This window comes from Staphylococcus hsinchuensis, from assembly GCF_038789205.1.
GTDB lineage: Bacteria > Bacillota > Bacilli > Staphylococcales > Staphylococcaceae > Staphylococcus > Staphylococcus hsinchuensis.
The window spans coordinates 309,254-322,380 of record NZ_CP128355.1; the positions used below are offsets into that span (position 1 = coordinate 309,254).

Annotated in this window: 12 protein-coding genes; 3 read left to right on the forward strand and 9 right to left on the reverse strand. The window is 35.3% G+C overall.

The genetic code is table 11. The features are described from left to right. Window positions 1-10: 10 nt before the first annotated feature. From QQM35_RS01700 to QQM35_RS01735, 8 genes are all read right to left on the reverse strand, one after another. Window positions 11-691: an ABC transporter permease gene (locus tag QQM35_RS01700; protein WP_251517509.1), complete on the reverse strand. Its 681-nt coding sequence runs from the start codon at window positions 689-691 to the stop codon at window positions 11-13. Further along, window positions 688-1,632, reverse strand: coding sequence for an osmoprotectant ABC transporter substrate-binding protein (locus QQM35_RS01705; protein WP_251517506.1), 945 nt, complete (start codon window positions 1,630-1,632; stop codon window positions 688-690). Before QQM35_RS01705 ends, QQM35_RS01700 begins: the two co-directional genes overlap by 4 nt. Before the next feature lie 15 nt (window positions 1,633-1,647). Continuing rightward, window positions 1,648-2,283 (reverse strand): ABC transporter permease, encoded by a 636-nt coding sequence (locus QQM35_RS01710; RefSeq protein ID WP_251517503.1) that lies wholly within the window; start codon window positions 2,281-2,283, stop codon window positions 1,648-1,650. Further along, window positions 2,280-3,461 (reverse strand): betaine/proline/choline family ABC transporter ATP-binding protein, encoded by a 1,182-nt coding sequence (locus QQM35_RS01715; protein ID WP_251517500.1) that lies wholly within the window; start codon window positions 3,459-3,461, stop codon window positions 2,280-2,282. The genes QQM35_RS01710 and QQM35_RS01715 overlap by 4 nt, the downstream gene beginning before the upstream one ends. A gap of 362 nt (window positions 3,462-3,823) precedes the next feature. Then, on the reverse strand, window positions 3,824-4,420 hold the full coding sequence (locus tag QQM35_RS01720; RefSeq protein WP_251517498.1) for a YdeI/OmpD-associated family protein: 597 nt from the start codon (window positions 4,418-4,420) through the stop codon (window positions 3,824-3,826). 100 nt (window positions 4,421-4,520) lie between these two features. Beyond that, on the reverse strand, window positions 4,521-5,681 hold the full coding sequence (locus tag QQM35_RS01725; RefSeq protein WP_251517495.1) for an MFS transporter: 1,161 nt from the start codon (window positions 5,679-5,681) through the stop codon (window positions 4,521-4,523). 156 nt (window positions 5,682-5,837) lie between these two features. Continuing rightward, window positions 5,838-6,608: an ABC transporter permease gene (locus tag QQM35_RS01730; RefSeq protein ID WP_251517491.1), complete on the reverse strand. Its 771-nt coding sequence runs from the start codon at window positions 6,606-6,608 to the stop codon at window positions 5,838-5,840. Then, window positions 6,605-7,255, reverse strand: coding sequence for an ABC transporter ATP-binding protein (locus QQM35_RS01735; RefSeq protein WP_251517488.1), 651 nt, complete (start codon window positions 7,253-7,255; stop codon window positions 6,605-6,607). The genes QQM35_RS01730 and QQM35_RS01735 overlap by 4 nt, the downstream gene beginning before the upstream one ends. Window positions 7,256-7,590: 335 nt before the next feature. On the opposite strand from QQM35_RS01735, the gene QQM35_RS01740 reads away from it, so the two are divergent. After that, window positions 7,591-9,174 (forward strand): FMN-binding glutamate synthase family protein, encoded by a 1,584-nt coding sequence (locus QQM35_RS01740; RefSeq protein ID WP_251517485.1) that lies wholly within the window; start codon window positions 7,591-7,593, stop codon window positions 9,172-9,174. Window positions 9,175-9,346: 172 nt separating this feature from the next. After that, window positions 9,347-10,423 carry a M42 family metallopeptidase gene (locus QQM35_RS01745; RefSeq protein ID WP_251517482.1) on the forward strand — a complete coding sequence of 359 codons (1,077 nt, stop codon included), beginning with the start codon at window positions 9,347-9,349 and terminating at the stop codon, window positions 10,421-10,423. 78 nt (window positions 10,424-10,501) lie between these two features. Here the strand turns inward: QQM35_RS01745 and QQM35_RS01750 are convergent, their stop codons facing one another. Then, complete coding sequence (locus QQM35_RS01750) at window positions 10,502-11,320, reverse strand: SDR family oxidoreductase (protein ID WP_251517479.1); 819 nt, start codon at window positions 11,318-11,320, stop codon at window positions 10,502-10,504. A 241-nt stretch (window positions 11,321-11,561) separates the two neighbouring features. On the opposite strand from QQM35_RS01750, the gene QQM35_RS01755 reads away from it, so the two are divergent. Continuing rightward, a complete protein-coding gene (locus QQM35_RS01755) occupies window positions 11,562-13,100 on the forward strand; it encodes an AbgT family transporter (protein WP_251517476.1) in 1,539 nt (512 codons plus the stop codon). The last annotated feature ends 27 nt before the right edge of the window (window positions 13,101-13,127 follow it).

Consider the following 13,127-nt stretch of genomic DNA (forward strand, 5'->3'; position numbering starts at 1 on the left):
TTATTCATATTTATTCTACCTTTTGAGGTTGAGGTTTCTTTGTTCTATTAGCTGGGTCTAACTTTTTCTCAAGTGCTCTCAAGCCTATATCAATTAATATCGCAATGAGTGCGATTGGAATGGCACCTGCTAAGATAAACGTCGTACCATCTGTTGCATTTGTCCCACGAATGACAATATCTCCTAATGTCGGTGCACCGATAAATGAACCAACGGCAACTACACCGATAGCAACAACTAAAGCAATTCTTAATCCGCCAATAATTACTGATAAAGATAACGGTAATTCGATTAACCGTAACACTTGGTTTTGTGTCATGCCCATACCTTTACCTGCATCTTTAATATTCGCATCTACACCTTGAATACCTGTGAATGTATTTTTAATAATAGGTAATAATGCATAAAGAAATACTGTAATGACTACTGTGGTTGGCCCGAGCCCCATCACTAGCATTAATATCGCTAACATCGCAATAACTGGCACAGTTTGAATGATATTTGCAATTGTTATAACAATCCATGATAACTTAGAATATCTAGCAATCAATATGCCAATAGGTATACCAATAATAGCTGCAAATAAAACACCGTAAACCGACATCAATAAATGCTTAATAAATAAATCCCAGAGGTAGCCAAAGTTCATCGTATAATATTCGTAAATCTGTTGAATTAAGTTACCTTTCATTCATGGTGACCACCTTTCTCTTTATTTTCGAAATAGTTATGTGCTTTTAAATAGTTTTGAGCGACTATAGCCGGTTCTTGCCCTTCACCGTCTGCTTTGTAATTCATCTGTTGCATTTCTTTTGTTGAAATTTGCCCCTTCATTTTATTAATCGTATCTTTCAGTTCAGGATGCTTCTTCAGTATTTCATCTGTGGCAACAGGACTTGCCGCATACGGTGGGAAGAAACGTTTATCATCTTTAAGTACTTTGAGATTGTAGGCGTCTACACGTCCGTCTGTTGTATAACCTACCGCAACATCTAAACGGTTAGAATTTAACGCATCATAAACTAAACCAATCTGCATAGGTCTTACCTTCTTAAATTCAATACCATAGTCCTTCGAAAAGTCTTTGTATCCATCTCCGGACCTTTCAAGCCAAGAACTATCAACACCGATTCGAAGTTGTTTACTATGTTTTTTCAAATCTGAAACTGTATTTAAATGATATTTTTTTGCGGTTTCTTTAGTCACCATTAATGCATAAGTATTAGCAAATCCATATGAATCAAAGAACGTTTGATGATATTTCTGTTTAAAGCCACGTTGCGTTGCTTCCATCGCTTTCTTTGGATCTTTGATTGGCTTTTCTTTTAATGCACCTGTTAAGTCTGTCCCATTATAGCGGGCTCCTGACATATTCGCATCACCATTTACTAAAGCGTTATGTTGAATCGTACTCGAACCGAGATTATTAATAATTGTTGGTTTTATTTTTCCTTTTGTATCGTGTTCAATGAGTAGTCTCAACATATGAGACATAATTTGTGATTCACTCGTCGCTAATGCTGTGATTTTAATTTCTGAACCGGAACGTTGATTGCCTAGACCGGGCAAACTGCAACCACTTAACACTGTCAGACACAATACAAGCAACGTGATTATATATTTAAACTTCATGAGTGTCCTCCTTTGTTATTTAGTTACCTTTAAGCCTTTAGGTACGGCCCATTTTTCAACAAGTGATAAAATGAAATCCACAATGAGTGCTAATAACGTAACGAGAATCGCTGCACTCACAATCATCATCGGATCATATAAATTTAAACCGTTAAATACAAAGTCTCCTAAACCACCTGCGCCGACATAACTCGCTAGCGTTGCCCAACTAATGACATAAACTGAAGACAATCTAATACCGCCTAAAATAAGTGGTAAGGCTAAAGGTAGTTCCACATCTTTCATTAATTGAAATTGTGTCATGCCCATACTTGCACCAGCCTGTTTAATATTTTTATCAATATTTTGTACGCCGATAACTGTATTATTTAAAATCGGTAACAATACGTATATAAATAAAGCGACAATGGCTGGTAATTTCCCTACACCAAAGATAGGAATCATTACAGCTAGGACAGCTAAAGTAGGAATCGTTTGTAAGACGCCCGCTACTGTTAATACTACATTGGCAACCTTTTTATGTTTCGATAATAATATTCCTAATGGCACAGCTATGATTATCGCTATGAGCAAGGCAATCATTGAAATGTAGAAATGTTCAAATGTCTTAGATGCGAGTTGACCGCCGTATTTATTTAAGAAAGCCATCATGGTCGGACATCCCCTTCATGTACTGGGTCAACAATGCCATCGTCATGAGTTGTATCACTAGGTTCTCCCCAAATACTGTCATAAACGATATCTACTAAATTCGCTCTTGTAATTAAACCTATGAGCGTTTCTTCATCACGATCAACCACAGGCACGTTTCGCACATTTCTTTTTAAAATAGTTCTTACCGAATCTTGTAATTTACTATCTATTCTCACACGATAAATATCTCGTTGCATCGTATCAATAAGTTCTTTTTGAGCACGTAAACCTTGATTGATGTCTTCAATATCCAGATATCCGAGTAACCTCTGATGTTTACCAGTGACAAATAACGTATCTACACGTTTTTCTCTCATCACTGTAACCGCTTCGTCTAATGTACTATCAACGTTCACTGTGACTGGTTTAATCATCGCATCCTCAACAGTACGCATATTAGGTCTATCTTGAATCAAACGATTTTGACCGATAAAGTTGCGTACAAAGTCATTTGCAGGATTACGTAAAATATTATCTGGTGTATCAAATTGTACGACTTGCCCTTCTGACATAATACATATCTTGTCAGCTAACTTAATCGCTTCATCCATATCATGGGTTACAAATATAAATGTTTTACCTAACTTTTGTTGAAGTTCTTTCACTAAATCTTGTAATGTGTCTCGAGTAATTGGATCAAGTGCACCAAATGGCTCATCCATTAAGATGATATCTTGTTCTGCTGCGAGCGCACGTACAACACCTATACGTTGTTGTTGACCTCCTGATAATTGAGAAGGATAACGTTCTAAAAAGGACTCAGGTAAATCTACGAGTTTAATAAGTTCTTTCGCTTTTTGATCTTTCTTTTCTTGAGACCATTTCAATAATTTAGGTACGAGGACAATATTTTCTTTAATCGTCATATGCGGCATAAGCCCGATTTGTTGAATAACATAGCCAATCTTTCTGCGTAATTCGACAGGGTTCATCTTTCGCACATCTTGTCCATTAATCGAAATTTTTCCGTCTGTAGCTTCAATCATTCTATTAATCATTCGTAATGCAGTTGTCTTACCGCTCCCACTGGTACCAATAAAAGCAATGAATTCACCGGATTCAATATCTAAAGAAATATTGTCGACGGCCTTTTTTCCACCGCTATAAATCTTAGTTAAATTTTCAATACTTAACATTGGTCAGTTCCTTTCTTTATGTAGAGTCTCAATATTAAAATAACCGCAAATAAACTTAGGGCTACTTGTGTATGTATTACAAATTCTAAAAAGACTAAAATATGTATAAACAACTGCACAAATAACCCTTACGATTTTCTAATTTCTACATCTATTTCAAGTAATCACTTCACAAATTAATTATAACATAATAGTGAAAATCGTTAATTTTCCTTAAAACTATAAAATCTTAAAATTAAAAAATATTTTAATTGGAGCAAAAAAATCAAGATACCGAAGTGCTTTTATAAGAGCTAATCTTAAAGAACTAACTCACAATATACGACTTCAATATCTTGATTATTGATATCTTTTATATAAAATTATTTATCATTCATACCTTTTCCAGCTAAAATATGATCGACATATTTTTCAACGCGTTGTTGTCGTGTTTGCTCTCTTTTGGCTTGTCCAATATGCAACATATATTGACGTTGTCTTCCAGGTGTTAATTTGTCAAATGCTTCTTTCAATTCAGGTATTTCCTCAAATTTATTTTGCAATTCAACAGGCATTTCGAAATCCTCTGTTTTTTTCATTGGCACTTTCTTACCAGACTTTTCAATTCGAATCGCTTCGTCTATATACCATTTAATTTCCTCTTTACGTTGTTCAATTTCATCTAAGCTTTCAAATCTAAGTTGGCGTGCTGCTTGAACATTCTTTGTTTGTTGAATTAATGTTTTGTAACGATCCTCCATAATTGCACCTTTTTCAAATAACAATGCACAATAATGTTTAAAGTCTTGAACAATCACAACATTTTTATTTTTCAATGTATAACAAGGGTGCATCCATTTATAATCTTCTGTTAATTCTGTTTCTTGTAATAAAGTACGAAGTAATTTAAACGATTCATTCCATTTGTCTTGTCTTTCTATATAAGCATCTACTTTTGGATGGCTTTCTTGTTCTGGCATTAGTGTGTAACCCCTTTTCGAGTAATTTTATACGACTTTCTTTGAGGTTATTATATAAAATTTCTGACAACAAACCAACTTACTTACTATTTAAATTTGTTTAATCATTTCGAACCTTTTTCAAACTAATGATTAATATTAGAGCAATAAATGCAATTAATGCCGAACAATATGTGGTCGCATATACGTTGAGTTTAGAAACAACTAAGCCGCCGATGATGCCCCCAATTGCAATACCGGCATTTAAACTAGACATATTCCAACTCATCACTTGACTAGTATCTCCCTCAACATGTTCAATAATACCGCTTTGTACTGCTGGGTTCGTACTCCATTGCATGATATTCCAAATAAAAATAACAATTAATAACAATACCGTCATAGAGAATGTTGTATTTAAAATAAGCAACATGCACATAAATACTGCAGTGGCAATTGTTAACCAGCGTTTACTCGTTAACCTATCTGATAAAAATCCACCTACTGAAGTACCTATGACACCTGCAATACCATTAATTAAAAGAGTAATTGAAACGAAAGTTAAAGTATGGCCACTTTTTAACATAAGTGGATTAATATAAATGAAAGTTATCGAATTAGCTACTAATAATAAGAATGTGATACCTAAATATTTTATAATTTCTGTAGTGTTTAAGATACGAGAGGGTCTATGTTGTTTGGCACTTTCTGTCGTTTGTTCAACTTGTTGCGCTTGAACTTGAGGGACATAAATAAACATTAATATACCTACGAGCACACTGACAGCAACTATAAATAGAAATGTAAAACGCCAACCAATCCAGTCTCCTATAATGGTTCCAATCGGTACACCTAATACATTTGCACCGCTAAACCCTGAGTAGACAATTCCTATCATTTTCCCGCGGTGTTTTGGTGAGGTTAACAGAGCTGTTAATGCTAGAATTTTCACAACGATTAATGCCGCTGCTGCAGAAGATAAAATTCTTCCTATTACTAATATAGGGAAATTAGGTGCTACTGCAATAATGACATTTCCGGCGATAAACACAAATAACGTCCACAATAAGACAGGTTTTGGCGCAAATCGATTCGTTAATTTCACAAGGATAGGCCCTGCAATCGCAAATGTAATTGCGTACAACGTGACAAGTTGTCCAACGATAGCTTCACTTACATGCAAATCATGACTCATTAAATTCATGATGCCTGCCACCATCATTTCCACCATGCCTACGATAAAGATACTTAATATAAAAGTGATAATACGCATGGGTGACATCAAATTCATCGCCTCCTCTAATATTTTTTCAACTATTCTATTATAAACCATACGTCAATGTAATTAGACATTGTTAGAGGTCTATGAGCTAGATTTCATTAAAAAACACCACTTTGTTAATCTAAGAGAGACGAACACAAAGTGGTGTAAATTAAATTATTTTTCATTAACTAAATCTCTAGCAATGAGTTGATGACGGTTATTAAAGAATTGTCTATAACTGAGGTATGTCGCAATCAGGGCTGACATAATCGTTGCTGTTGTATGAATAAACACAACCATTAATTGGAATTTGACGGCATCTAACGGATCGACTCCGCCTATAATTAAACCGGTCATCATACCTGGGATAGACACAATACCGTACGTTTTCACCGAATCAATCGTTGGTACGATTGCTGTCTTAATAGATTGTCTAATTGTTGCTTTTGAAGATAATTTAGGATTTGCACCTAATGCTAATTTAGACTCAATTTGACTCATTTCTTTAACAAATTCTCTATCAAGATTTTGATAAGCTAGGTTAATCGCAATCAAGCCATTACTACCTAACATACCGGCTACAGGAATAATTTCATTCGGTTTAAAATCAATAGCGCCTGTAAGTACGACACCTATTAAAGGTAAGGTCACACCTATAAAGATAGATACAAAAGAAATCCAGAACACATGATGCATCACTGAAGACGCACGACTGATTGTATTCCAGGAAGCATTAATAATGATGATAAGTACGAATAACACAAGTAACCATTTTTGGTTTACATTAAAAATAAAATGCAGTAAGTAACCTAAGATGACAAGTTGTACGACTGCTCTTAGTGTAGCGATTAATAAATCTTTGATGATATGTAATTTCTCTTTGTAAGATACAATTATAGGAAAGAGTAATAATAAACCGGTTAATACTAATGCTGTATTGCTCATCTTAAACTTTCCTCCTTATCTATTTGACCATCGACGATTTGTATTCTTCGTTTGAAATGACGTATGCTTTGGTCGTTGCTATGCGTAATCCATAACATCGCTACACCTTCATCAGCCAAATCAAATATAAGACGTTCTATTTTATCTCGATTTGCTGTATCTAATGCACTTGTTGCTTCGTCCAACAACAACACTTTAGGTTTGTACATCAGTTGGCGTGCTATCGTTATACGTTGACGCTCTCCTCCTGATAGATGTTCGACGCGTTTATCAAATTCATAATGCCCTAATCCAACCGCATCTAATAGTGATGAAGCACGAGATTTATCAAACGTTTCACCTCTAATTACTGATGGAAAGGCAAGGTTCTCACCAATTGTTTTATCAAATAAGTCACTTTCTTGTAACAGATAACTAATACTTCGACGTAATTGTTCTGGTTGAATATCCTCATATCGTTTACCTTCAAAAGTGATAGTGCCGTCTGTAGGGCTAATTAAATGATTCATTAGTCTAAAGAGTGTACTCTTACCGCTCCCCGAAGGTCCTACGATGGCAATTGTATCCCCCTCAGATACTTTCAAATCAATACCTTTGATGATGCGTTGATTATCTACCTCGTATGACACGTTGCGCATTTCTAACATCTGATACCCTCCTGAAATTTAACACAGTATATTCACTTATCCATTGTATGTGTAATACCGTCATTATAAAACAACAAATTTTGAAATATATAACTTTTTTATGACATACCATTGATTTGTTCCACTAAAATAATGCAATTAAACACCGTAAAATACTTCATTATAGTTATTTAAATTGTTTTCTTCTATCGAGCGTAGCATATAAATAGATGGAAGATAGTTTCAATTTTTAAATATACTAAAAAAGTATTCTAAATTTTTATTCTATATTAATTAATTCATTGGTAAATAGTACTATTTAATGTAAAATATACAATATATAAGGGGGTATTGGGATGACTTTTTTAACAATTTTACAATTAATTGTAAATGTCATTATTGTAGCATTTTTATTAAGTATCCTTGTCATAGCAGGGATATTACTATTTAAAGATAAGCGTCAGAAACAACATAGTGTACTAAGAAATTATCCGTTACTTGCACGTGTACGTTACTTCGGCGAAAAGATAGGACCTGAATTAAGACAATATTTATTTTTAGCAGATACAGAAGGCAAGCCTTTTTCAAGAAATGATTATAAAAATATTGTGCTAGCAGGGAAATATAATTCAAGAATGGCGAGTTTTGGTACTCAAAATCAGTACGAAGATGGTTTTTACATACAGAACACAATGTTCCCTCATCAAAAGTCAGACTTGAAAATTGATCAATCACCAATGATTTCAACTTTCCTTTATAAGATTGATAACGAACGTTTATTTGATCGTGAAGAACATCGTGAGGAAACAGAAATTGATCCTTACTATTTACACGATGAGCATCAAATAGTGATTGGTTCCGAACTCGCTCACCCATTCCGTGTTAAGCGTCTCGTTGGTCAATCAGGCATGAGTTATGGTGCGTTAGGTAGTAATGCAATCACAGCCCTATCAAAAGGTTTAGGTATGGCCAATACTTGGATGAACACTGGTGAAGGTGGCCTTTCTAAACACCATTTATCTGGTGGTGTAGATATTATTTTCCAAATCGGACCTGGATTGTTCGGTGTAAGAGACAAAGACGGTCATTTTGATTTAAATGCATTTTTAGATATAGCGAGAAAAGAAACAGTTAAAGCATTTGAACTGAAACTGGCCCAAGGTGCTAAAACACGAGGCGGCCATATGGAAGGAAATAAAGTAACTAAAGAAATTGCCGAAATTCGTAAAGTAGAACCAGGGAAAACAATTAATTCACCTAACCGTTTCACTGATTTAGATTCACCAGAAGATTTATTAAATTGGGTTTCAATTTTAAAGAAACATGGACAAAAACCAGTTGGCTTTAAAATTGTAGTAAGCAATGTAGCCGAAATTGAATCACTCGTATCTACAATGGTACGAACAAATCAATATCCAGACTTCATTACAGTAGATGGTGGCGAAGGCGGTACGGGTGCAACGTTCCAAGAATTACAAGATGGCGTCGGTTTACCGTTATTTACAGCGTTGCCAATCGTATCACAAATGCTTGAAAAACACGGTATCAGAGATAAGATTAAAATCTTTGCTTCTGGTAAATTAATCACTCCAGATAAAATTGCAATTGCATTGGGCTTAGGTGCAGATTTAGTCAACATTGCACGTGGCATGATGATTAGTGTAGGTTGTATTATGAGTCAACAATGTCACTTAAATACGTGTCCTGTAGGTGTAGCGACTACTAACCCTAAACGTGAAAAAGGATTAATCGTTGATGAGAAAAAATACCGTGTCACAAACTATATTACAAGTTTACACGAAGGTCTTTATAATATTTCAGCAGCTGTAGGCGTTGAATCACCTACCCAAATTAATCAAGATCACATCATCATTAAAAAGAAAAGCGGCGAATTGCAATCTATCCATGATTACAAACTTAAGTTAATAGAACAGAAATAATATATCATTGAGCCATTCGATTTGAATGATAGGCAGTTACTTTCTGCCAAATCATAATCGGTGGCTCATTTTTTATACATTCTATGTATCTTCAAAACCATAAGCCCATTAATCATCTTTTACTGTTATTCGTGCTAGAATTGTAATTAACATGAACGTAGGAGGTTTTATGATGAAAGATACAGTTAAATTATTAAAATCTTTAACTGAAGTGGACGGTATAGCAGGTCATGAAATGGACGTTAAAGCGCGTATGCGTGAATATTTATCTCCTCTCAGTGATGAAATCGTTGAAGATAACTTAGGCGGCATCTTCGGTAAAAAATCTGCAGCACAAGGAAGTAAGAAATTAATGGTGGCAGGTCATTTAGATGAAATTGGTTTTCTCGTTACGAAGATAGATGAGCAAGGCCATTTACGCTTCACACCAATCGGTGGTTGGTGGAATCAAGTAATGTTATCACAAAAAGTTACAGTAACTACGGATGAAGGTAAGAAAATTCGTGGTATTATCGGTTCTAAACCACCACATATTTTATCTCAGGAAGAACGTAAGCAGAACGTTGAAATAAAAAATATGTTCATCGATATCGGCGTAGATGATCAAAAAGAAGCGGAAAAATTAGGCGTTGAAATTGGTAATATGGTCACACCTTACAGTGAATTTGAAACTTTAGCCAATGACAAATATTTAACTTCAAAAGCATTTGATAACCGTTACGGTTGTGCATTAGCTATTGATGTTTTAGATAATCTACAAAATGAAGATATCGATATCAATTTATATTCTGGTGCAGATGTGCAAGAAGAAGTTGGTTTACGTGGAGCAAAGGTCGCAGCTAATAAAATCAATCCAGACTTAGCAATTGCAGTAGACGTAGCCGTCGCATATGATACGCCAGGTATGTCAGGTCAAGTAAGCGACACAGCATTGGGCAAAGGCCCTGTTGTTATCGTGATGGATGCTTCAAATGTGGGCCACGTTGGCTTACTCAAACATGTGAAACAACTCGCTAAGCAACACAACATAGATATTCAGTTAGACTCAATGGCAGGTGGCGGTACGGATGCCGGTAGTATCCACCTCGCTAATGAAGGTATCCCAACACTTTCAATAGGCGTAGCATTACGTTACATGCACTCAAATGTTTCAGTATTACACACAGACGATTATAAAAACTCTGTTGCCCTTGTAACTGAAATCGTAAAATCATTAAACGATGAAGTCATAGAAGATTTAACTTGGTAATTTAATCTAAAAAGTATGAAAAACATATTAATCCCCCACTGGAATTCCAGCGGGGGATTTGTATGGTTCACTCATTTATTATTTTGTCGTACGCTTCCAACTATCATCACTTAACATTTCTCCTGGCCAAGTATAAGCCATTACACCACCATCAATCGTGATTGACTCTCCAGTGATAAACGAACTGTCATCTGATGCTAGAAAAGCAACAAGTTTAGCAACCTCTTCAGGTTTACCTAAACGACCTAATGGCGTAACCCATTTTTGATTTTCTCTAAATGCTTTACCTTCTTCCTCTTCTGCAGTGCCTGTTAATTTATCAACGAGTGGTGTTTCAATTGTACCTGGCGCAATCGCATTCGCTCTAATATTCTCTCTTCCATATTCAATCGCTGTTGAACGCGTAAAGTTAACTACGCCTCCTTTAGCGGCATTATATCCTGAACGATTTAAATCTGCAGCATGACCTGAGAATGAGGCAGTATTAATTATTGAGCCACCATTATCCATCATGAGTGGCAATATAAATTTCGTCATTAAAAATGTACCTCTTAAGTCGACACCCATGATTTTATCAAATACTTCTATTGGGTATTCATGGATACGACCCGCAGCATTATCTACACCAGCATTGTTGAATAAAACATCAACACGACCAAACGTTGTTTTGATGTTTTGGGCCAAGTTTTCAACAGCATGTTCATCTGATATATCTACGATATAACTTGTCGCTTCATTGCCCGCTTCTTTAATTTCTTCAACTGTTTCTTTTACATTTTCAGCTACGTCTACTGCAATGACATGGGCGCCTTCATCTGCTATTACTTTAGCCGTTGCAGCGCCAATTCCTGTGCTCGCACCTGTTAACACTGCAATCTTATTATCTAATCTTCCCATAATTATTCCCTTCTTCCTTCCTTTTTTCCATTTCAATATTATTTTTTCCTAAAGCTGTAATAACAAAACATTTCATACATGTCTTTAATACGACAAAAATCATTCTTAAATACTTTGACACTTTATAAATGTAATTAAATATACAATCAAATCAACTAAAATTGTGATATTTCTGAATTTTCGTTCTATTTGTTAATATAATTTGTTATACTTTCGGTAACTTATTGGGGGAGGTAGAAAAATGACTTCAAATGTAAAGGAAAAACCGAACATAATTAATAGGTTTTTAAATGTTGTAGAAAAAGTAGGTAACCGTTTACCTGATCCAAGTATTTTATTCTTTCTCATGTGTGTAGGTTTAGCACTTATCACTTGGATTGTTTCTTTATTTCATGTGTCAGTCAAACATCCAGGGACAGGTAAAACCGTCGAAGTAAAAAGTATAATCAGTAAAGACGGTATTGCGATGATGTTAAACGATGCAATTAAAAATTTCTCTGAGTTTCCAGCATTAGGTCTTGTTCTCGCAGTCATGCTCGGTATAGGTGTCGCTGAACGTACAGGTTATTTCGATAAATTAATGATTCAAGTTGTTAATAAAGCACCTAAAAAAATAATCATCCCTATTATTATTGTAATTGGTATTTTAGGTAATGCTGCTGGTGATGCAGCACCTATCGTATTACCACCATTAACGGCGATGGTGTTTATCAAACTTGGTTATCACCCAATTGCCGGTTTGGCGATGGCATACGCAGCCGCTATTGGCGGATTTTCTGCGAATGTGTTAATTGGAATGTCTGATGCATTACTTTATGCATTTACTAAACCAGCCGCCAAAATTGTTTCTGATAACCCTCATATTAATGTTGCGATGAACTGGTACTTTATAGCTGCAAGTGTCATCGTTTTATTACCAGCTGTATATTGGGTCACAATGCGTTTCGTCATTCCGCGTTTAGGGAGGTATAACGCCTCAGACGCAGATATCAATATCGATGAATCAAAGACGAAATTAACACCTCAAGAGAATCGCGCTGTATTTTGGGCTAACATCAGTTTCTTTTTAGTCATCGCAGTTATCATTTTATTAGCTATACCGGAAAATAGTTTCTTACGTAATGCGAAAACAGGTAGTCTGCTCGAAGATGCACCGATTATTAACGGTGTAGGTATATTAATACTAATTCTGTTCTTAGTACCAGGTCTCGTGTACGGTTTGTTAATGAAGGAATTTAACAATTCTAAAGATCTCGGTAAAATGTTTGCTGATTCAATGGCTTCGATGGGTTCATTCATCGTTATCGTATTCTTTGCAGCACAATTACTCGCCTTTCTGCAATGGAGTAACCTCGGTGTTGTAGTCGCTGTAAATGGAGCCGAATTGTTAAAAGGACAAAACGGTGTGCTGTTAATCATAGGTATCATATTATTGAGTTCTCTCATTAATTTATTAATTGGTAGCGCCTCAGCTAAATGGGGTATTTTAGCCCCTATCTTTATTCCAATGTTAATGTTAGTCGGATTCCATCCAGCTTTAACTCAAATGTTATACCGTATAGGTGATTCAATAAGTAACCCAATTACACCGATGATGCCGTACTTACCGTTGTTGTTATCCTATGCACAAAAATACGATGAAAACATGAAACTCGGTTCACTCTTATCTAGTTTGATGCCTTATACAATCATATTAAGTATCGTATGGCCGTTATTCATGATTGTTTGGTATTTACTCGGATGGCCTTTAGGTCCTGGTGGTCCATTACATGTAAAATAAAATTTACTTAATTGAATTACTAAACTT